Consider the following 21,170-nt stretch of genomic DNA (forward strand, 5'->3'; position numbering starts at 1 on the left):
CGACCCGCGCCTCCAGACCGAACCGAAGGAACCACCAGCATGACGCTCACCGATCCCGTCACCGCCACCACCCACCCGCTCGCGAACCTGAGCCCTGACGAGTTCACCACCGTCCGCGACGTCGTCACGGCGCAGCCGGACTGGACCGACACCACGCGCTTCGTCTACGTCGGCCTCGACGAGCCGCACAAGCAGCAGGTCCTGGCCTGGCAGGCCGGCGACGGCCCCCTGCCGGACCGCCGCGCCCGCGTGATGCTCCTCGACATGGCGACCGGACGTTCCACCGACGGCGTCGTCTCGATCACCGACCGGGCCGTCCTGTCCACCGACGTGCTCGACGGGTCCCGCGGACAGCTGCCCGTCCTCATCGAGGAGTTCGACGCCGTCGGCGAGATCGCGAACGCGGACGAGCGCTGGGTCGCCGCCCTGGCGAAGCGCGGCCTGACGCCGGACGAGGTGAAGTGCGTCCCGCTCTCGGCCGGGTACTACGACTACCCCGAGGAAGCGGGGCGCCGGATCCTCCGCGTGCTCGCCTTCCGCCAGGACCACCCCGCCGACCACGTCTGGGCGCACCCCGTGGACGGCCTGTCCGTGTACGTCGACGCCGCCAACCGCGCCGTGACCCGCATCGTGGACGTCGCGGAGATGCCCGTGCCCGCCACGTCCGGCAACTTCGACGACCCGGCGATGCAGGGCGAACCGCTCGACCTCAAGCCGATCGTCATCACGCAGCCCGAGGGGCCGTCGTTCTCGGTCGACGGCGAGTTCGTCGAGTGGGTGAACTGGCGGTTCCAGGTCGGGTTCGACGCCAGAGAGGGGCTCGTGCTCCGGCAGCTGTCGTGGCAGGACGGCGCGCGGCTGCGGCCGATCGTCTACCGGGCCTCGATCGACGAGATGCTCGTGCCCTACGGCGACCCGTCGCCGGTGCGGTTCTGGCAGAACTACTTCGACACCGGCGAGTACCTGTTCGGACGCTTCACCAACTCGCTCGAGCTCGGCTGCGACTGCGTCGGCGAGATCAAGTACTTCGACGCCGTCCTCGCCGACGAGCTCGGCAACCCGCAGACCATCCGCAACGGCATCTGCATGCACGAGGAGGACTTCGGCACGCTGTGGAAGCACGGGGACATCTACACCGGGTCGCAGGAGGTCCGGCGCTCACGTCGGCTGGTGATCTCGTTCTTCACCACCGTCGGCAACTACGACTACGGGTTCTACTGGTACCTGTACCTCGACGGCACGATCGAGTGCGAGGCGAAGCTCACCGGCGTCCTCTTCACCTCGTCGTACCCGGGTCGGACGGAGTCCGGTGCGGACTACCCGTACGCCTCCGAGGTCGCGCCCGGCCTCGGCGCCCCGTACCACCAGCACCTGTTCTCGGCACGGCTGGACATGATGGTCGACGGGCTGTCGAACGCGGTGGACGAAGTCGACGCCGTCCGGGTCCCCGTCGGCCCGGGCAACGAACACGGCAACGCGTTCACGAAGTCGGTCACCCGGCTGTCGTCCGAGTCGACCTCCGGCCGTCTCGCCGACGCGTCGAAGGCCCGGACGTGGTTCATCTCGAACACCGAGGAGCGCAACCACCTCGACCGCCCGACCGGGTACGTGCTGTACCCGCAGGACGCCCCGGTGCTGCTCGCGGACGACTCGTCGTCGGTGGCCGCACGCGCCGAGTTCGCGCGGAAGCACCTGTACGTGACGCAGTACGACCCGGCCGAGCGCTTCGCCGCCGGTGACTTCGTGCACCAGAACCCCGGCGGGGACGGCGTCGCCCGGTACGTGCAGGGTGACCGTCCGCTCGACGGCGAGGACATCGTGCTGTGGCACACCTTCGGTCCCACGCACTTCCCCCGGCCCGAGGACTGGCCCGTCATGCCCGTCGACTACGCCAAGTTCACGCTCAAGCCGTACGGGTTCTTCCCGCGGAACCCGGCCCTGAACGTGCCGGCGTCGATCGGGGCGGCGGCCGGGTCGCACTGCTCGCACCACGTCTCCGGCGCCGTCGAGGCCGCACACGACGCAGCTGAGCACCAGCACGACCACGGGCACGACCACGGGGACGGGCACTGACGTGACCGACCTGCTCGGGCTCGCGGCCATCGTGCCGGCGTCGGCCGGGGCCTGCTGCACGGTCGGGGCGTGGCGCCCCGGCCGTGCGGTCGACGTGGTCGCCGCGGTCGCGATGGTGGCGGCGATGGTCGACGGGGCGTTCGGACCCCGGGTCCTGCCGGGTGTCCTCTGGTTCCTGGTGCTGGCGTTCCTCGCCGTGGTGGTCGCCGGGGTGCACCGGTTGCAGTCCACGTCCGCCTGGAGGCGCGGGTCGGCTCAGCCGCCGGGCGCGGCTTCCGCACACGGCCGGTACGGGCGACTGCACGGTGCCCTGGGCCTGCTCGTGATGGGCGCGATGGGTGTCGGCATGGCGCACGACGCCGGCGCCGCGGGGATGCACCAGCACCTCGGGGTGGTCGCGGTGACGTGGCAGGTGGTGCTGGGCGGGTTGACCCTCGGGTACCTGGTGCTCACCGTCCACGTGCTCCGTGACGGCGTCCGGCGACGATCACGTGCACTGCCGCTGGTCGAGACCCTGGCGATGGGTGTCGCGGTCGCGGTGATGTCCGCGGCGATGGTCTGAGGCGCTTGCCGCACGCCGGGTGCCGCACCGGTGGTGGTCCGTCCTGCTCAGTGCGATGACCGCCCAGGTGGCGTCGGGGGCCTCGAGGTGGGGTTCTCGATTCCCTGTTCGCAGCGCTCGTCGAGCCGCGACGAGCGGCGCTCCTGCAGCTCCTCACGACCCTGACGGATGCCGCCGAACCCTTCGGCGCGCAAAACGTACACACTGCAAATGGTTCGTTGAACTGACCGTTCACTTTGTGAAAGAGTTCAGCCGTCCGCAGGGGACACACGGCAAGCAAGAAGGGCGGGACACGACATGCACAGCACGTACTCCGGGATGCCTCGGACGGCACGGATCGGTGGCAGCCACACGCGCGTCGGTCTCACCGACCCGGCGATCATCGACGCGTACGTCGAGCGTCGCATCCAGGACCCCTCGCTGCTCGCCGGTCGTTCCGAACCGTCCTACGCGGACTTCTTCACCACGCCTGCCGTTTAGCAAGGAGCGCATGACCCCATGCCGTTGACCGTCGTCCGTCGAGAGCACGTCCACCTCTACGCCCGCGAACCCGAGTCCCGGGTCGCGAAGACCGCCGTCGATGCGCTGCTGCGCCTGCAGCACGCCGAGGACCAGCAGATCGAGTCCGCCCGCATCGAGAGCGGCCTGTCGAAGAACGAGTTCCTCGCCGTCCGGTACCTGCTCCAGGCGCACCGGGACGGCCGGACGATGGGCCCGAAGGACCTCGCCGTGATGCTCGCCGTCTCGAACGCCTCGGTGACCAAGATCGTCGACGGGCTCGTGCAGAAGGGTCTGCTGTCCCGCACGGCGCACCCCACCGACCGCCGTGCGCAGGTGCTCGCCCCGACCGACCGGGCCGCCGAGAAGATCGACGCCTCGTACGCCCGCTTCCACGCGGCGGTCGTCGAGGTGCTCGAGCAACTCCCCGACGCGGACAACGCCGTCCTCGCCGACTCGCTCACGAAGATCGTCGACGCGCTCGCCGCGGGCACGCCCGCGCCGGTCGACGAGTACACGGTCGACGACCAGGACTGACGCGAGCGCGCCCGCCTGACGCGACCCGGCGGGGTGCGACGCGACCCGGACGCGGACGGGAGGCCCGTGGTGGGCCCGCCACGGGCCTCCCGTCCGACGGTGGCGAGAAAACCTTCCAGCGGTAAGTTGGGTGCATGACCCACCCCGCGGACGACGCCGACGCGGCCCAGCCGCGCCGCGGCGGGTACCGCAAGGGCGCCGAGCGGCGCACGCAGATCCTCGACGAGATGATCCGGATGGTCGCGGAGCAGGGGGTCGACGCATCGTCGCTCCGCTCGGTGGCCGAGGCCCTCGGGATCACGCACGCCGCACTCCGCCACTACTTCCCGAGTCGCGACGAACTGCTGCTCGCCGTCTACCGGGAGCACGAGGTGCGCGAGCAGGGCGCGCCCGACCGGATGAAGTCGGCCATCGGCGACATGCGCGAGAGCGCGTCGCGCAACCGGGCCGTGCCGGGGCTCGTGCAGCTGTACACGACGCTCGCGGCCGACGCCGTGCAGGAGGGCCACCCGGCGACACGCGACTTCATGCGCGAACGCTTCGCCCGGCTGCGCGCCGAACTCGCCGCACTGATCGAGGCGGACCAGGCGAGCGGCCGGATCCGCGCCGACCTGGACCCGGTCGACCTGGCGAGCCTGAGCATCGCGGCATCCGACGGACTGCAGGTCCAGTGGCTGCTCGACCCCGACGCCGTCGACGGCGAACGGGTGCTGCGGCTGCTCGAGCAGCTCGTCCCGCCGGTGCGCTGAGCGGCCAGGGGTACGCCCAGACCGCCGGTGGCACAGCGACCGGCCGGTAGAAGGGCAGCATGACCACTTCCACGCGCACCCCGCTCGGCGTCACGCTCGTCGACGGGGGCGCCAACGTCGCCCTGTTCTCGAGCACCGCCGAGCGGGTCGAGTTCTGCACCTTCGACGACGACGGCACCGAGCACCGCACCGAGCTCCGCAACCGCACCGGCTACACCTTCCACGACGTCGTTCCCGGCGTGACCGTCGGCACCCGCTACGGCTTCCGGGTGCACGGCGCGTGGGACCCGGCGAACGGCCTGCGCCACAACGGCGCGAAGCTCCTGCTCGACCCCTACGCCACCGCCGTCGACGGCACCTACGAGTGGGGCCAGGCCCTGTTCGGCCACGACATGGACGACCCCGAGCGCCTCGACGACACCGACTCGGCCAGCGCGATGCCCAAGTCGGTCGTCGCCGACCGGTCCTTCGACTGGGACGGTGACGCCCTGCTGCGGACCCCGCTCGCCGACACCGTCGTGTACGAGGTGCACGTCAAGGGCTTCACGAAGCAGCACCCGGACGTCCCCGAGGAGATCCGCGGCACCTACGCCGGCATGGCCCACCCGGCGGCCATCAAGCACCTGACCGACCTCGGCGTCACCGCGGTCGAGCTGCTGCCGACGCACCAGTTCGTGCAGGACTCGACGCTCCTCGACAAGGGCCTCCGCAACTACTGGGGCTACAACAGCATCGGCTTCTTCGCGCCGCACGACGAGTACTCGTCCTCCGGCACCGCCGGGCAGCAGGTCGCCGAGTTCAAGGAGATGGTGAAGGCCCTGCACGCCGCGGGGCTCGAGGTCATCATGGACGTCGTCTACAACCACACCGCCGAGGGCAACCACATGGGCCCGACGCTGTCGTTCAAGGGGATCGACAACCAGTCGTACTACCGGCTGGTCGAGGGTGACGAGGCGAACTACTTCGACACCACCGGCACCGGCAACAGCCTGAACGTCGGACACCCGGCTGCCCTCGGACTCATCATGGACTCGCTCCGCTACTGGGTCGAGGAGATGCACGTCGACGGCTTCCGGTTCGACCTGGCCACGACGCTCACCCGCCAGGACGGCGAGGCCGAGAAGCACTCCGCGTTCCTCGACATCATCCACCAGGACCCAGTGCTGCGCGAGGTCAAGATGATCGCCGAGCCGTGGGACACCGCCGGCTACCAGGTCGGTGGGTTCCCGGCCGACTGGTCCGAGTGGAACGGCAAGTACCGCGACGACCTCCGGGCCTTCTGGCGCGGCGACGAGGGCGCACTCGGCGACGCCGTGCAGCGGGTCCTGGGCAGCCCCGACGTCTACGAGGGCTCGCGGCGTTCCCCGCTGTGCTCGATCGACTTCGTGACCGCCCACGATGGTTTCACCCTGACCGACCTGACGATGTACGCCGACAAGCACAACGAGGCCAACGGCGAGGACAACAACGACGGCGAGAGCGACAACACCTCGTTCAACGGCGGCATCGAGGGCCCGACCGACGACGGCGCGGTGAACGACTACCGCGACCGGCAGCGTCGCAACTTCCTCGGCACCCTGCTGCTCTCCGCCGGCGTGCCGATGATCCTGGGTGGCGACGAGCTCGCCCGGTCACAGGGCGGCAACAACAACGCGTACTGCCAGGACGACGAGATCTCGTGGTTCGACTGGGCCGCCGCCGACCAGGACCTGCTCGCCTTCACCACGGCGGCCATCGCGTTCCGTCGGCAGCACCAGGCCCTGCGTCCGGAGTGGTTCCGCACCGCGCCGGGTGACTCGGAGTCGACGGTGACCGTGCTCCGTGCCGACGCCGCCGGGTTCGAGGACGGCGACTGGGCGGACGGCGGCAACCGGGCCGTGGCGCTCGTGCTGCACCAGGGCGACGACACCGTTGCCGTGCTGCTGAACGCGTCGGACACCACGGTGGAGTTCACGCTGCCGGAGCGTCCGGGTGGGGGCAGCTGGTCCCTCGGGCTGTCGAGCGACCCCGACCAGGCCGTGGTCGGCGACGCGGCGACGCTGCTCGTGCGCGACGCGTCCTTCACCGCGCTGGTCTGAGGGCTCGCGCGGGGCTCGTGCTGGGGTCGCGCGGCGCTCGCACGGGCTCGCCCGGCTTCGCTTGGTGAGCAGAAATGGTCGGGTTCCCGTTGGGGGACCCGACCATTCCTGCTCACGAAGTGGTGCTTGCGGCGCTCCTAGGCGTTCGCGCCCGCGGTCAGCACGGCTGCCGCGGGGTCGAAGTCCTCGGGCAGCGGCGGGACCGCGTCCACGGTCGACGTGATGTCGACGGCGGAACCCGACTCGGCGGCGTCGCGGATCCCGAGCAGGACGTCGAGCACGTGCAGTGCGACGGCGCCGGAGGCACGCTCGGGGCGGTCCTCGGCGATGGCGCGGGCGAGCTCGACGACACCGGTGCCACGGCCCCAGGTGGAGCCGACCGCCTCGAGCGTCTCCGGCTCGTCCTGCCCGTAGCGCCAGAGCTGTGACGAGCCCTCGAACGTGTTCGGGTCCGGCAGCGAGATCGTGCCGAGCGTGCCGTTGATCTCGACGAAGCCCATGCGCGGCAGGGCGTGCTGGAACGAGAACGTCGACTGGGCGGACTGCCCGCCGGCGAACTCGATCAGGGCGGCGTGGTGCGTCGGGACCTCGACCGGGAACGTCTCGCCGGCGCGGGGGCCGGACGCGATCGTGCGACGGTCGAGCGACTTCGACGAGACGGCCTGCACGCGCGAGGCGGTGCCGAACGCGTGCACCAGGGTCGTCACGTAGTACGGACCCATGTCGAACAGGGGGCCGGCACCGGTGGCGAACAGGAAGTCCGGGTTCGGGTGCCACGCCTCGGGTCCGGGGACGTGGAACAGCGTCGTCGCGGAGAGCGGCTCGCCGATGTCACCGCGGGCGATGGCCCGGAGCGCCGTCTGGATGCCCGCACCGAGCACGGTGTCCGGGGCGGTCGCGACGCGCAGGCCCTTGGCCTTCGCGGACTCGAGCACCGCGGCGGCCGACGCGTGGTCGGTCGCGATCGGCTTCTCGCTCCAGACGTGCTTGCCGGCGTCGATGATCTGCTGGTCGACCTCGGCGTGTGCGGCCGGGATCGTCAGGTTGATCACGATCGAGATGTCGTCGCGGGCCAGGAGCTCCTCGACCGATCCCGACGAGGCGACGCCGTACTCCGCCGCCTGGGCAGCGGCACGGTCGAGCAGCACGTCGGCGACGAAGCGGACCTCGACGTCGGCGAACTTGGTCAGGTTCTCGAGGTACTGGCTGGAGATGTTGCCGGCACCGATGATGCCGATCCCGACACGGCTCACTTGTCGTTGTCCTTGAGCCAGGTGAGGGACTCGGTGATGCCCTCGAAGACGTCGCCCGAGTAGGCGTCGAACTCGACCACGCGGATGGCCTGCGGTGCCGCGGCGAGGATGCCCGCCACGTCGACGTCGCCCTGGCCGGCGGGGGTCTGGTTCTCGAAGGCGCGCTGCAGCGCCTCGGGCACGATGAGGGCGCTCTCGGACGAGGGCAGCGCGGTGCGGATGTCACCGTCGACCTTGCCGTCCTTCACGTGGATCGCGACGACGCGGTCGCCCAGGCCCTTGAGGACGGCTGGGGCGTCGGCGCCACCGACGGTCGCCCAGAAGGTGTCGACCTCGAGGACGGTCTCCGGCGAGAGCTGCGACACGAACAGGTCGTAGACGGTGCGGCCGTCGACCTTGTTCGTGAACTCCCACTGGTGGTTGTGGTACCCGAACTGCAGGCCACGGCCGGCGGCCTCGGCGGTCAGCTCGTTGACGCGCTCGGCGATCTTCGCGACGTCGTCGGCGGTCTGCCAGCGGTCGGTCGGGATGAACGGGTCGATGACGGTGCGGATGCCGAGGCGCTCGGCGGCGTCCCAGATCGGCGCGGTGTCCTCGGCGTCGATCACGGCGACGTGGCCGGACGGAGCCTTGAGGCCGGTGGCCGCGAACGCACGCTCGAGGTCGGTCGCGCGCTCGACGAACGCGTAGGGCTCGACGTTCTCGTACCCGATCTCGGCGACACGGGCGATGGCCTTGTCGAGGTCTTCGGCGATGGCGTCGCGCAGCGAGTACAGCTGCACAGAAGTGGTGGGCATTGCAGAGGCTCCTTCGATCCTGTCTGGGTGTCGCGGCCCGTCGAGGAGCGATGCTCCGCGGCGAGATCGATCACGACGCTACCCCAAAAACCACCCGGTGTGTAGTTTTTGCTGCCCCGTGTGACGCGGCCCGGATGGCCCGCGCATCACGGCCCGGGACGCGGCCGGTGTTGCAGACAACACGTGTCGATGTATGCTCGCGTCGGAAAAACCTTGTCAGGCAAGGTTTTCATCGACTCAAGGAGGCGTCATGAGCACACCCGAACCCGGCAGCCCGGCACTGCTCAACCCGGAAGAGGGCATCACCCAGCCCGTCAGCACGGTGAAGGTGGGCATCGGCTACCAGATCGCCCTGTTCCTCGGGCAGTTCGGCCTCTTCGTCGCGCTCATGGCGCCCGTCTACGTGAGCATGCAGCTCAAGGCGCAGGCCCTGGTCGGCGACGACGCCGCGAACGTCATCGGCTCGGTGCTGCCGATCGGCGCATTCGGTGCGCTCATCATGAACCCCCTCGCGGGCGCCCTGTCCGACCGCACCCGCACGCGCTGGGGTCGTCGTCGCCCCTGGCTGCTCAGCGGTGTCGTGGTCTTCGCGATCGCCCTCGCCTGGATCGCCTACTCGCCCGACGTCCTCAACCTGACGCTGGCCTGGCTGCTCGCCCAGCTCGCCGCGAACGCCACCCTCGCCACCCTGCTCGCGAGCTTCGCGGACAACGTGCCGCAGCTGCAGCGCGGCCGGTCCTCGAGCATCATCGCGCTCGCGCAGAACATCGCCGTGCTCGCCGGCACCTACCTGTCGGTCTTCTTCGTCGCGAACCTGCCAGTGCTCTTCATCGCGCCGGGCATCCTGGCGATCATCCTGGTCGCCGTGTACGCCGTCGTCGCGCGCGACGACCTGCCGACCTACACGCTCAAGAAGTTCACGTTCCTGAACCTCGTCGCGTCGTTCTGGACGAACCCGGTCAAGAACCCGGACTTCGCGTTCGCCTGGTGGTCCCGCTTCCTCATCATCCTCGCGACGTTCATGTTCACGACGTACCGCCTGCTCTACATGCAGGAGCACATCGGCATCGAGAAGGCGAAGGACGCCACGGCTGCCGTCGCCTTCGGCGTCCTGCTCTACACGATCGCGCTCCTGGTCAGTGCGGCGCTGTCCGGCTGGGCCTCGGACAAGCTCGGTCGCCGCAAGGTGTTCGTCGGCGGCTCGACGGTGATGTTCGCGGTCGGGCTCGTCGCACTCGCGCACGCCGAGACGGTCACCGGCTTCTACGTCGCCGAGGTCATCATGGGCTTCGCGTACGGCATCTACTCCGCGATCGACACCGCCCTGGTGGTCGACGTGCTGCCGAACGCCGACCGGCCCGGCAAGGACCTCGGCGTCATCAACATCGCGAACGCGCTGCCGCAGTCGCTCGCTCCGGCGATCGCCCTGTTCTTCCTGAAGGTCGGGTCCGATGGAGCCGCCGACAACTACGAGCTCATGTGCTGGGCCGCCGGCGCGATCGCCCTCATCGGCGCACTCGTCGTGATCCCCATCAAGCGGGTGCGGTAGCGCCCGTCGCGCGACGCGACCGGAGGACGGACCGGCGCGGCACGCTCAGCGGGCCGCCACGGGCCTCCCGTCCGTCGTAGCGACCGGCCGCCGGGCCGGGCCGACGTCAGGGGGTGCCGGGGAAGGGCAGCTCCTGCCGGAGCGCCTCGGCGAGGCGGGAAGCGAAGCGGCGGACCGCCGTCACCTCGTCGGCGCTGAGTGCGTCGATGGTCGCGATCAACGGAGACTCGACGTGGCCGTAGGCGCGCGCGAGGTCCTGCTCGGCCGAGGCGGTCGCGGTGATGATGATGCCGCGCCGGTCCCGCGGATTCGGCTGCCGTTCGGCCCGCCCGTCGCGCACGAGCCGGTCGATGAGCTTCGTGATCCCGGCCGTCGAGAGTCGCAACACCCGCGCGAGCTGTGTCGCGTTCACCAGCCGTCCGTCACGGTGTGCGAGCACGAGGTGTCGCAGGGCGAGCGCATCGACGGGCAACATCCCCAGGGTGCGGAGCGCCTGCTCGTCGGCCTCGTGCACGCTGTCACTGAGCGCCTGCAGGCTCGCGAGTGCAGCGGCGCCTTCGGCGGTGCGCGGCTGCCGGCCGAACACGTCGGATCCGCGTCGCGGGTCGGCCTCATCGCTCATCGTTGCCCCGTTCTGTCCCAGCGTTCTGTGGACAAACGCCATGTTCCACCCCCTCCCTGAGAACCCAAACTGAGTGAGTAATCAGCCGAGCGAGACAAACGTGCTCTGCATGACGCCACCGAATCTCGGTGGCGGAGATCAGTAGGAGTCACCATGTCGAACACCGCAGGACGCCCCGTACGCAACGACTCGGTCGTGCGTGCCACGTGGAACGAGACCAAGTCCGCGCTCAAGACCACCGAGTTCTACGCTTGGCTGGTCGTGTCGATCGCGATCCTCGTCGCGGCAGCGGTTGTCGACAACGCGGACGAGGGCCACACCGGCTTCGGCGCCGACCAGGCCTGGCTGTACGTCGCCATCGTCACGGCCGCGTACATCGTCAGCCGTGGCATCGCGAAGTCCGGCGTGCGCAAGCCCGACTGGAACGACGACGACCGACGCAACGTCAACGGCCGCTCGAACTGACCCCCGAGCGCCAGGAGCACCCGGCTCCCTGAGCCGGAACGAGGCCGTCCCGATCCGTCGGGACGGCCTTCGTCACGTCCGCTCGCGTCGTCCCCGCACCGATACCGTGAACCCCATGCTCGCTCCCGCTCCCGCTCCCTTCGACACCCCCGCCGGCCGCATCGTCGGGACGGTCGACGGCGACGTGGTGCGGGTGCTCGGGATCCCGTACGCGCAGGCCGAACGGTTCGCCCCGCCGCAGCCGATGCCACCGTTCGAGGGTGAGCTGCATGCGTCGACCCCGTCGCCGGTCGCACCGCAGCCGCACGAGGAGTTCGTCGACCTGCTGCTCAACCCGATCCAGTGCATCGAGGTCGACGAGCACTGCCAGCGGCTCTCGATCACGCTGCCCGCCGACGCGCGGCCGGACGAGCAGTTGCCCGTCATGGTCTGGATCCACGGCGGCTCGTACGTCATCGGCGGCGGCGACCTGCCGATCTACGACGCCCGCGACCTGGTGACCGAGCAGCGCGTGATCGTGGTGTCGGTCACGTTCCGGCTCGGTGTGCTGGGGTTCCTCGGTGACGGCGAGACGATCCCGGCGAACCTCGGGCTCCTCGACCTGGTCGAGTCGCTGCGCTGGGTGCGCGCGAACATCGCTGCGTTCGGCGGCGACCCCGACCTGGTCACCGTCTTCGGGCAGTCGGCCGGCGGGGACGCGGCCGCGCACCTGATGATCAGTGCCGGTGCCGAAGGGCTCTTCCGCCGGGCGATCATCCAGAGCGCTCCGCTGGGGCTGTCCCGCCGTCGGGCACGGATGAACCGCGCGATGGTCCGGGCGGTCGGCACCGTGCACGCCGACACCCCGCTCGAGGACCTGCTCGACCGTCAGGCACTCGGTACCCGGGCCGCAGCGCCGTACGGGCTCGCCGCCGGCATGCCGTTCGGCACCCAGTACGGCTTCGCGCCGCTGCCCGCCGAGCGTGACCTCGACGCCGCGTGGAGCCGGGCCGCCCCCGAGGTCGACGTGCTGATCGGGTCCGGTTCGGACGAGGCCGGCATGTACGTGCCGCTCGTGCCCGGCCTGCGTCGGGTCACCCGGTCGCGGGTGCTGCGGTCGGCCCTGCGATGGTGGGTCGTGCGTCCGCTGTCCGACGTCATCTACGGGCGCGATGCCCGACGGTTCACCGAGCGGCACCGACGCGCCGGCGGCCGGGCGACCTCGTACCGACTGCACCGCGGTGTCACGAGCGCCCCGACCGGGGCCGTGCACATGAGCGACCTGCCGCTGCTGTTGGGAGGCCGCGAGGCCTGGGCCGGCACCCGCTTCGTCCCCGAACGCGACTGGCCCGAGGTCGAGCGCCGCGGCCGGGCCTTCCGGGCGATCTGGGCCGACTTCGCCCGCTCCGGCGAGGTCCGGGCGCCCGACGACGAGACGCTGACGTTCGACCGCGGCTGACCGGGAGCCGGTGACGGCGCCGCGCCCCCAGAACTGGCGGTCGCGGCCCGCTGACCGGCCCCGCACAATCGTCAGCATGCCCACGACCGATGTCGACCTCCGCGCACGCATCGTCGCCGGGGCGATCAGTGCCTACCGAGCCGGGGACTTCCACCGTGTCGGGCCCGACGAGGTCGCCGAGCACGCCGGGGTCACGGCCGACGAGTTCCACCGGGCATACCCGATGTGGGAACTCCTGGTGGTCGCGGTCATGGACAAGTGGAACAACGGCAGCCGACGCGAGCTCTGGCCGATCGCGGAGCGGGACGGCACGGTCGCCTACCTGCGTGCCCGGCTCGCCGCGGGCGTGGACGATCCGGCCCTCGTGCGCCTGCGGGTCGCCGTGCTCAGCGCCGCCTCGAATCCCGACCACCCCGCCGCCGGGTGGTTCCGCACGCAGTACATGCGGGCGTTCGAGGACGTCACCCTCGCCCTGGTCCGTGACGTCGTCGCCGGCCGGGAGTCCCGTGGTGCCTCGCCCCGGCACGCCGCCGAGCAGCTCATGGCGCTGTACGAGGGGCTCCAGCTGCAGTCCGTGATCCGCGACGACGGGGAGCCGCTCAGCGCCTTCGACCGGGCGGTCGCCCGGATGCGCGTGGGCTGGGCAGCGGCACGCGTCGACGCCTGATCCGGGTCGGGCGGGCAGGTCGGGTCCGGTCCGCATCAAGCGGGTCCGGGGCCGTGTGCGGCGAGCGGTCACGACTCCCCGCGCGTGCAGCGTCGCGTGGTCACGTTCCGTCGTCTGCGGGTGGCGGGGCCGACGGTCTGTGACCGCTCGGCGTGCGGGCCGCAGGGAGTCGTGACCGGTCGGCGGACTGGTGGAACGTCCGCCCCACCCCGGTCCACGGCCTGGAGGCCCGGCGCGGCTGGCAGACGTCGGTGCACCCACCTGGCATGGTCGGCCCATGGAGTACACGGACTACGACACCCGGCTCGCCGCCTACGGCGTGATCACGGACGGTGACCGCGTGCTCCTGGCGAAGCTGCGTCACCCCGACGCGGGCACGTGGACGCTGCCGGGCGGCGGGGTCGACTTCGACGAGACCGTGGAGCAGGCCGTCGTGCGCGAGATCCGCGAGGAGACCGGGTACGAGGCCCAGGCCGGTGCCCTGCTCGGGGTCCGGCACCACATCGTCCCCGCCGAACGCCGCATCCACGCCAACGGCCGGCCGATGAAGGCCGTGCAGGTGGTGTTCCGGGCGACCGTCACCGGGGGAGCCCTGCGCCACGAGCTCGACGGCTCGACCGACGAGTCGCGGTGGATCCCCGTCGCCGAGCTCCCGCACCACCGCCACGGCCTGCTCGTGCCGATCGCCCTCGGCTGGGCGGGTGCCCTGTCCCGCTGACCGCCTGCGTCACTCCTCGATGACGCTGAGGACGTTGCCCGACGGGTCGGTGAACCAGGCGATGAGCGGGCCGCCCTTCCGGTTCACACCCCGGTCGTCGGTCATCCCCTCGTACTGCAGGAACGCGACGCCCTTCGCGGTGAGCTCGTCCACCGCGGCGTCGATGTCCGGCACCGGGAAGTTCAGCACCGTGAAGGCCGCCGGTTCGTGACCCGGGCCCTTCGGGTAGACGAGCACCTGGTGTCCACCGCCGAGCTGCAGGAAGAGCATGCCGTGGTCCTCGGTGACCTCGACCCCCAGGACGTCCTCGTAGAACGCCTTCGCCTCGGGCACGTCGCGCACCGAGAACCCGCTGAACGCCTTCGTCGCATCGACCATGCGGCAAGTGAACCACCGCGGCCCGGCGTCGGTGCGCTCTGCGAGGATGAGGCCGTGAGCGACTCCGGCACGACCGTCGACCAGGCCCTCGAGCGCGCCGTCGAGCTGGCCCGTTCGAGCCGCCGCACCGTGCTCGGGATCGCCGGAGCGCCGGGTGCCGGCAAGTCCACGCTCGCCCGCCGCATCGTCACCGAAGTGGACGGACGCCTGGGTGCCGGCACGGCGGTGCAGGTCCCGATGGACGGCTTCCACCTGTCGAACGCGGCGCTCGACGCCCTCGGCCGGCACGACCGCAAGGGCGCGGCGGACACCTTCGACGCCGACGGGTACGTCGCGCTCGTCCGCCGACTCGTCACCGCCGACGAGGACGTCGTGTGGGCGCCGGACTTCGACCGTCGCGTGGACGAACCCGTGGCCGGCAGCATCGCGGTGCCCCGCGCGGCCCGACTCGTGGTGTCCGAGGGCAACTACCTGCTCGACGACACCGCACCGTGGTCGGCGCTGCCGGAGCTCTTCACCGAGACCTGGTTCTGCGCCGTCCCCGACGACGTGCGGCTCGACCGCCTGGTCGGCCGGCACATGCGGCACGGCCGCGACCACGACGCCGCCCGCGCGTGGGCGGTGGAGGTGGACGGCGTGAACGCCGCGAGGGTCGCACCCACGGTGATCCGGGCCTCCAGGACGGTGTGGACGTGACCACCGACCAACGCGACCGTCGACGACCACCAGACGACCCCGACAACGACGTGACCCCGACCACCACGACGCGACACCGACACGAGGAGCGACCATGACCATCGCCATCACCGGAGCGACCGGCAACATCGGGGGCGCCGTGAGCGCTGCGCTCGCCGCGGACGCCGTGCCGTTCCGGATGCTCGTGCGCGACGCCTCGCGTGCGCCGGAGCTTCCGGGCACCGAGGTCGCCGTCGCGACCTTCGCCGACGCCGACGCGAGCCGGACCGCCCTGCAGGGCGTCGAGGTGCTGCTCATGGTCTCGGCGGCCGAGGCCCAGGACCGCCTCGACCAGCACCGGGCGTTCGTCGCCGCGGCGGCCGACGCGGGCGTTCGGCACGTCGTCTACACGTCGTTCCTCGGCGCGGCTCCCGACGCGACCTTCACGCTCGGACGCGACCACTGGGCGACGGAGCAGGCGATCCGCGAGAGCGGGATGGCGTTCACGTTCCTGCGCGACAGCTTCTACCTGGACTTCGTCGAGGACCTGGTCGGCGAGGACGGCGTGATCCGCGGCCCGGCCGGCGACGGCGCCATGGCCGCGGTGGCCCGTGCCGACGTCGCCCGCGTCGCGACCGCGGTGCTGCACGACCCGGACGCGCACCGCGACCAGACGTACGAGCTGACCGGCCCCGAGGCGATCACCCTCGCCCAGGCGGCGGCGATCGTGTCCGAGGTCCGCGGCCGCACGGTCAGCTACCACCCGGAGACCCTCGACGAGGCGTACGCGTCACGTGCGCAGTGGAACCCGGAGCCGTGGCAGGCCGACGCCTGGGTGAGCACCTACACGGCCATCGCCGAGGGGGCGCTCGCGCACGTGTCGGGCGACGTCGAACGCATCACCGGACGCGCGCCGATGTCCCTGCGCGAGGTGCTCGCCGCGGGCTGACGCGTGCCGGTGGTGCGCACCGGGGCCGACCGACGGGCCGGGCAGCCCGCAGTGCCACACGGTCCACGTGATGCCGTCCGCCCGGCGCGGCTGCATCGGCAGACGTGCGTGCCGGGTGCCGTGGGACAGCGCTCGGCAGCCGCCGGCCAGCGCGGCGCGCAGGACCGGGTCGGTGCGGGGCGCGTGGGCCTGGACGACGAGGACGCGCAGCCCGTCGGCGATCCGGCGACGGATCTGGTGCGTCGTGAAGACGGGTACGGTGCCCGAGAACCCGCCGTCGGTCAGCACCGGCAGTCCGGTCGCGTCGATCACGGGTGCGGAGATGTGCCACGTGTCCGTCAGGAACAGCGGTTCGTCGTGCCGGTACCCCTCCAGGCGTCGCGCGGTCGCGACGAGCCGGCTGAGGGCACGTGGGTACGGGGTGGATCCGCCCCACGGGTCCGGGCTCGACGCGTGGAACACGTCCGGGCTGCCGGCCGGGATCGGCCAGCGCGCGGGCCACGGCCCGACCGACGCGTCGACGCCGCTGCCGTCGCGGGTCGCGTCGAGGGCCTGCAGGGAGAACGCGGCGGGTCCGGCGATGAGCGCGAGCCCGGCTGCGAGTGCGATGACCGTCCGGGAGGCCCGGTGCCGGCCCGGTCCGCGCGTCGCCTCCCAGCGGGGTCGCCACCACACCGCCACCAGCGTCGCGACGACGGCGACCGTCGAGACCGTGATCGCGGGCACGGCGAGCACGCTCGGCATCGCGGTGCCCCGCGCGAGGAACACCACCCAGCCGAGCTGTGCCGCAGCGAGGACGACCGGGAGCGCCCGGAGCCCTCGAGCCTGCGCCCGGACCAGTCCGACCGCACCGCGCCACCCGAGGGCGGCGAGCAGGGCGAGCTGCACGCCGATCGCCGCGACGTAGGCGGTGTGCGGCACCGCGGCCACCGAGAGCACGGCCGCGGCGGTGCCGAGCCACACGACCAGGACGGCCAGGGTGGCGGCTCCGGCACGGGTGTCGAACGCGTGCCCGAAGGGGGTGCCGACGGTGTCGTGGGGTGTGTGCGTCGACGACGGCGTGATCCTCCTCGCTCGCCGTCGGACCAGCACCACGGCCGCGACCACCACGCCGAACATCGCCGCGGGCAGGAGCCAGGCGACCTGTGACGCCAGGTGCGGTCCGAGCAGCTTGCCGAACCCGGCCGGACCACCGCGCCAGGTGTGCGGACCGAACGGCACGGCGAACGACCGGACGGACCCCGGTACCGCGCCCGGCAGGAACCGGTCGACGCCGTTGTACCCGAACACCATGGCGAGGGGACTGTCGTCGGTGGAGCCGTCCGCCCAGGGCCGCGAACCCGACGGCGTGAGCGCCAGCGCGGTCACCCACGACACCGACGCCACGACCGCGACGATCCCGAGCACCCCGGCGCGGACCACCCGGGTGCCGAACCGGAAGGGACGGCCGTCGTGCCGGGCCGAGGCCAGCAGGGTGCCGAGCAGCAGCGCCGGCAGCACGAACCAGGCCTGCACCATCTTCGCCTGGAACCCGACGCCGACCGCCAGGCCCGCGGCGACGAGCGGCCACCAGCGCCCGGTCAATGCCGCGTGCTGCCAGCACAGCAGGGCGACGGCCAGCGCGGCGGTGACCATGCCGTCCTCCATCGGGTGCGCGAACATCGACACGAAGACCGGCGTCGACCCGGCTGCTGCGGCCGCGACGAGGCCCGTCCCGACCCCGGCCCAGCGGAGTCCGACCAGGGAGCAGGCCCACAGGGTGACGAGCCCCTCGACGACCTGGGGGAACGCGAGCGCGGCGGTGGAGTGCCCGAACAGCCGGAGGCTCAGCGCCTGCGGGACCGCGAAGCCGCTGAGCTTGTCGAGGGTCACCGTCGCCGAGGGGTCGAACGCCCCCGAGAACAGCGCCGGCCACGACTCGGACATCGACCGCGCCGATGCCTGGTAGAAGCTGAAGTCCCCACCACGGCCCAGGTTCCAGGCGAGCAGCACGGTCGTGCCGGCCGCGATCACGAGCAGGGTGAGCCGTGCCGTGAGCGGCTGGTCCCGCCACCGGGCGGGTCGTCGGATGTCCACCCTCCGGACCTTGGCCGTCCGGGATGACGACCGGCCGGGACCGTGCCGCCAGCTGGCCGCGAAGCCGGTCCGCGCGCTGAGGGGTCGTGCGGGTGCGGCCCCCGTCGGTCAGCGCCTCGGGGGTCGAGCCGGAGCGGGGTCTCAGCCGGCGTTCGGCTTCGGGGTCAGGACGACGTCATCAGGAGACCCGCCGCGCGGCGAACGTCCCGACGACACCGAGGGTGAGCACCGCGACGAGCACGACGAGCAGCGGTGCCGTCCAGTTCCCCGTCGCACCGTGCAGGGCACCGGCGACGAGCGGCCCGGCCGAGCCGAGCAGGTACCCGCCGCCCTGCACGAACGCCGACATCCGGCGGGCGTCGGCGTCGCTCGAGACGATCCGCACGATCACGATGAAGATCACGGTGATGCCGCCGCCCTGCGCCGCACCGCCGAGCACCGACCACAGCAGCCAGAGCTGCGGGGCGAACAGCAGCCCGAGCGGCATCGCCAGCCACAGCGTGCCGACCAGGGCGATGATCGCCGCCGGACGCCACCGGGTCGCGAGCAGCGGGACACCGAGCGCCCCGACGACGGCCAGGATCTGGAACACCGACGAGCTCGCGCCCGACGACGCCTTCGAGAAGCCGATCTCGTCGTGCAGCAGCGTCGGGATCCACGCGGTGAGGGCGTAGTACGAGAACGCCTGGCCGCCGAACGCCAGCGTCAGGCCCCAGGTGATGAGCCGTCGTGCCGGCCGGATCGGTTCGGCGGCGGCGACCCGTGCGGCCTCGGCGGCGCGCGCGGTGCGGATCGCCCCGGTGTCCAGCACCTGGTCGATCGGACCGGTGATCGGCAGCGGTTCGTCGTGGTCGGACGGCACCGGGCGTCGCCAGGCCGCCCGTGCACCGACCGCGTAGGTCCAGGCAGCGGCGGCGATGAGCGCGAAGACCGCCCAGATCGCGATGGCGACCGGCCACCCCCACAGGGCCGCCAGGGGAGCGGTGCCGAGCGACGTGATCATCGACCCGACGTTGAGCGCCGACGTGTAGACGCCGGTGACCAGACCGACGCGCTCCGGCGAGGTGTCCCGTCGGATGACCACCGGGATCACCACGTTGCCGATCGTGATGCCGATGCCGATGACCGCGGTGCCGAGCAGCAGCGCCGCCGACGAGGGCATCGAGCGCACGACGGTGCCGGCGAGCACGATGACGAGCGACAGGGACACCGCGCGCTCGGGGTCGGCCTTCGCGATGACCCAGCTGGCGAACGGTGTCGCGAGCGCGAAGCAGAGCACCGGGATCGTCGTCAGCAGCCCGGCGATCGTCGCGGTCAGGCCGAGGTCGGCGCGGACGTCCCCGATGACCGGGGCGGTCGCGACGATCGGGCCGCGGAAGTTCAGTGCGATGAGGACGATGGCCGCGGGCAGCAGCCAGGCGGCACCGCGGAGGCTCCGGCGTGCGACGTCGTTCATGCGGACGGCGTCGCGGACGGCAGCAGGATCGGCAGCAGGTCGAGCGGGGTCGCGGCGCGGGCGATGGTGCCCTCGGCCTCGTCGGGGGAGCCGTAGCCCCACTCGGCGAAGACGACCGGGACGCCGTGCACGGTCGCGCCCTCGACGTCGTGCTTCCGGTCGCCGATCAGCACCGGGCGGCTGGTGTCGAAGCCGTGGGCCTCGAGGCGTCGCAGTGCCTCCTCGACGACGTCGGCCTTGCTCGACCGCACCTCGTCGTCGCTCGCACCCGTGATGATGTCGATGTCCCCGGTGAGGCCGTAGTGCTCGAGGATGTAGGTCGCCGGGGTCTCCGGCTTGCTCGTCGCCGTCGAGATCGGCAGCCCCGCCTGGTGCAGGGTGCGCAGCACCACGTCGATGTCCGGGAACATGGCGGAGTCGAGCGCCCCGTGCGAGAAGTAGTGCTCGCGGTAGACGGCGAGGGTGCGGTCGGCGAGCTCCTCGTCCATGCCCATCGCGACCCGGAACGTGTCCATGATCGGCGGGCCCACGAAGGACATCAGGGTGTCGTGGTCCGGCACCGGGACGCCGACGGTGCGGAAGGTGTGCGTCAGGCTCTCGAGGATGCCCGGCGCGGAGTCGCTGATGGTGCCGTCGAGGTCGAACAGGATGGCGGAGAACGGGCTGGTCATGTCCTGCCCACCCTAGCCGGGCCGTGGCGGCGACCATCCGGGATCCGGTCGGCCGCGGGGCGGGGGTGCGCCGTGCCTCCAGACCGGGGGTGGCGTGGTCCGCTCAGAACAGGCGGGTGTGACCGCCCTCGATGCCGCGCATCGCGTCGTAGTCGAGCACGAGGACGCGGATGCCGCGGTCCTCGGCGAGGGTGCGTGCCTGCGGTGCCACCGTCTGGGCCGCCAGCACGCCCTGCACCGGACGCAGGTGCGGGTCGCGGTTCATGAGCTCGAGGTACCGGGTGAGCTGCTCGACCGCGTCGATGTTGGCGTTGCGCTTCATCTCGACGGCGACGCTCGCGCCCGTGTCGTCACGCGCCAGGATGTCGACCGGCCCGATCGCCGTCATGTACTCGCGACGGACCAGGGTGTGGCCGTCGCCGAGCAGTTCGATCTGCTCGGCCAGGAGCTGCTGCAGGTGCGCCTCGACCCCGTCCTTCACCAGGCCCGGATCGACGCCCAGGTCGTGGGACTCGTCGGACACGACCTCGTACAGCGAGACGATGAGCTTGTCCTGCGTCTTCTTCTGGGTGACCGTCCACACCTGCGTGATGCCGGCGCCCGACTGCTCGTCGTCCGGCTCGGTGATCTCGATCGAGCAGGGCGGGCTCATCCAGTTCAGCGGCTTGTAGCTGCCGCCGTCGGAGTGCACGAGCAGGGAGCCGTCCGCCTTGAGCATGAGCAGGCGGGTCGCGAGCGGCAGGTGGGCGGAGAGCCGGCCCGCGTAGTCGACGGAGCACCGGGCGATGACGAGACGCACCCCGGAAGCCTAACCGGCGTGGTGTCGTGACCCGGACCGGGCGCGCGGGCTGTGCACCGCGCACGGATTCACATGCCCGTAACGACGTTCTGCACATGTACGGCGGTCCGACGCCGCCCTACCGTGGCTGACACCCCGATCGGCCCACGCCGACCCCCTC

General features: G+C 71.7%; 20 protein-coding genes and 1 pseudogene. 13 read left to right on the forward strand and 8 right to left on the reverse strand.

Going from position 1 to position 21,170, the window contains the following annotated elements; all coding sequences use genetic code 11:
• Window positions 1-39: 39 nt before the first annotated feature.
• From OE229_RS03065 to glgX, 6 genes are all read left to right on the forward strand, one after another.
• Window positions 40-2,073: a primary-amine oxidase gene (locus OE229_RS03065; RefSeq protein ID WP_262139695.1), complete on the forward strand. Its 2,034-nt coding sequence runs from the start codon at window positions 40-42 to the stop codon at window positions 2,071-2,073.
• A 1-nt stretch (window position 2,074) separates the two neighbouring features.
• Window positions 2,075-2,635 carry a hypothetical protein gene (locus OE229_RS03070; RefSeq protein WP_262139696.1) on the forward strand — a complete coding sequence of 187 codons (561 nt, stop codon included), beginning with the start codon at window positions 2,075-2,077 and terminating at the stop codon, window positions 2,633-2,635.
• A 297-nt stretch (window positions 2,636-2,932) separates the two neighbouring features.
• Window positions 2,933-3,115, forward strand: coding sequence for a hypothetical protein (locus OE229_RS03075; protein WP_071404431.1), 183 nt, complete (start codon window positions 2,933-2,935; stop codon window positions 3,113-3,115).
• 18 nt (window positions 3,116-3,133) lie between these two features.
• Complete coding sequence (locus OE229_RS03080; protein WP_182064196.1) at window positions 3,134-3,670, forward strand: MarR family winged helix-turn-helix transcriptional regulator; 537 nt, start codon at window positions 3,134-3,136, stop codon at window positions 3,668-3,670.
• Window positions 3,671-3,804: 134 nt separating this feature from the next.
• On the forward strand, window positions 3,805-4,419 hold the full coding sequence (locus OE229_RS03085) for a TetR/AcrR family transcriptional regulator (protein ID WP_071248778.1): 615 nt from the start codon (window positions 3,805-3,807) through the stop codon (window positions 4,417-4,419).
• 59 nt (window positions 4,420-4,478) lie between these two features.
• On the forward strand, window positions 4,479-6,497 hold the full coding sequence (gene glgX / locus OE229_RS03090; RefSeq protein WP_262139697.1) for a glycogen debranching protein GlgX: 2,019 nt from the start codon (window positions 4,479-4,481) through the stop codon (window positions 6,495-6,497).
• A 137-nt stretch (window positions 6,498-6,634) separates the two neighbouring features.
• Here the strand turns inward: glgX and OE229_RS03095 are convergent, their stop codons facing one another.
• On the reverse strand, window positions 6,635-7,750 hold the full coding sequence (locus OE229_RS03095) for a Gfo/Idh/MocA family protein (protein ID WP_182064198.1): 1,116 nt from the start codon (window positions 7,748-7,750) through the stop codon (window positions 6,635-6,637).
• Entirely contained in the window at window positions 7,747-8,547 is an 801-nt protein-coding gene (locus tag OE229_RS03100; protein ID WP_182064199.1) for a sugar phosphate isomerase/epimerase family protein, read from the reverse strand. Before OE229_RS03100 ends, OE229_RS03095 begins: the two co-directional genes overlap by 4 nt.
• 250 nt (window positions 8,548-8,797) lie before the next feature.
• On the opposite strand from OE229_RS03100, the gene OE229_RS03105 reads away from it, so the two are divergent.
• Window positions 8,798-10,096: an MFS transporter gene (locus OE229_RS03105; RefSeq protein WP_262139698.1), complete on the forward strand. Its 1,299-nt coding sequence runs from the start codon at window positions 8,798-8,800 to the stop codon at window positions 10,094-10,096.
• Window positions 10,097-10,202: 106 nt separating this feature from the next.
• Here OE229_RS03105 and OE229_RS03110 read toward each other — a convergent pair whose 3' ends face one another.
• Complete coding sequence (locus tag OE229_RS03110) at window positions 10,203-10,718, reverse strand: MarR family winged helix-turn-helix transcriptional regulator (RefSeq protein WP_182064201.1); 516 nt, start codon at window positions 10,716-10,718, stop codon at window positions 10,203-10,205.
• Window positions 10,719-10,871: 153 nt separating this feature from the next.
• Here OE229_RS03110 and OE229_RS03115 point away from each other — a divergent pair, with 153 nt between their 5' ends.
• The 4 genes from OE229_RS03115 to OE229_RS03130 all read left to right on the forward strand — a co-directional run bounded on the left by OE229_RS03115 (window position 10,872) and on the right by OE229_RS03130 (window position 14,006).
• Entirely contained in the window at window positions 10,872-11,183 is a 312-nt protein-coding gene (locus OE229_RS03115; RefSeq protein ID WP_263345002.1) for a hypothetical protein, read from the forward strand.
• Window positions 11,184-11,298: 115 nt separating this feature from the next.
• Window positions 11,299-12,621: a carboxylesterase family protein gene (locus tag OE229_RS03120; RefSeq protein WP_262139701.1), complete on the forward strand. Its 1,323-nt coding sequence runs from the start codon at window positions 11,299-11,301 to the stop codon at window positions 12,619-12,621.
• A 76-nt stretch (window positions 12,622-12,697) separates the two neighbouring features.
• Window positions 12,698-13,288, forward strand: coding sequence for a TetR/AcrR family transcriptional regulator (locus tag OE229_RS03125; RefSeq protein WP_209132600.1), 591 nt, complete (start codon window positions 12,698-12,700; stop codon window positions 13,286-13,288).
• Window positions 13,289-13,565: 277 nt separating this feature from the next.
• On the forward strand, window positions 13,566-14,006 hold the full coding sequence (locus OE229_RS03130; RefSeq protein ID WP_182064205.1) for an NUDIX hydrolase: 441 nt from the start codon (window positions 13,566-13,568) through the stop codon (window positions 14,004-14,006).
• Window positions 14,007-14,015: 9 nt separating this feature from the next.
• Here OE229_RS03130 and OE229_RS03135 read toward each other — a convergent pair whose 3' ends face one another.
• Window positions 14,016-14,384, reverse strand: a complete 369-nt coding sequence (locus OE229_RS03135; protein WP_071248809.1) for a VOC family protein — start codon at window positions 14,382-14,384, stop codon at window positions 14,016-14,018.
• A gap of 54 nt (window positions 14,385-14,438) precedes the next feature.
• Between OE229_RS03135 and OE229_RS03140 the strand changes: the two genes are divergently transcribed.
• On the forward strand, window positions 14,439-15,080 hold the full coding sequence (locus OE229_RS03140) for a nucleoside/nucleotide kinase family protein (RefSeq protein ID WP_262139704.1): 642 nt from the start codon (window positions 14,439-14,441) through the stop codon (window positions 15,078-15,080).
• A gap of 94 nt (window positions 15,081-15,174) precedes the next feature.
• Window positions 15,175-16,008, forward strand: a complete 834-nt coding sequence (locus OE229_RS03145; protein WP_262139705.1) for an SDR family oxidoreductase — start codon at window positions 15,175-15,177, stop codon at window positions 16,006-16,008.
• Window positions 16,009-17,388: 1,380 nt separating this feature from the next.
• Here the strand turns inward: OE229_RS03145 and OE229_RS03150 are convergent.
• The 4 genes and pseudogenes from OE229_RS03150 to nucS all read right to left on the reverse strand — a co-directional run.
• Window positions 17,389-17,934: pseudogene (locus tag OE229_RS03150) on the reverse strand (ArnT family glycosyltransferase); the annotation flags it as partial.
• A 328-nt stretch (window positions 17,935-18,262) separates the two neighbouring features.
• Window positions 18,263-19,540: an MFS transporter gene (locus OE229_RS03155; protein WP_209132609.1), complete on the reverse strand. Its 1,278-nt coding sequence runs from the start codon at window positions 19,538-19,540 to the stop codon at window positions 18,263-18,265.
• Window positions 19,537-20,211, reverse strand: a complete 675-nt coding sequence (locus tag OE229_RS03160) for an HAD hydrolase-like protein (protein ID WP_182064210.1) — start codon at window positions 20,209-20,211, stop codon at window positions 19,537-19,539. The genes OE229_RS03155 and OE229_RS03160 overlap by 4 nt, the downstream gene beginning before the upstream one ends.
• Window positions 20,212-20,314: 103 nt before the next feature.
• Complete coding sequence (gene nucS / locus OE229_RS03165) at window positions 20,315-21,010, reverse strand: endonuclease NucS (protein ID WP_209132612.1); 696 nt, start codon at window positions 21,008-21,010, stop codon at window positions 20,315-20,317.
• Window positions 21,011-21,170 lie beyond the last annotated feature (160 nt).

The sequence above is a fragment of the Curtobacterium poinsettiae genome (assembly GCF_025677645.1).
Lineage (GTDB): Bacteria > Actinomycetota > Actinomycetes > Actinomycetales > Microbacteriaceae > Curtobacterium > Curtobacterium poinsettiae_A.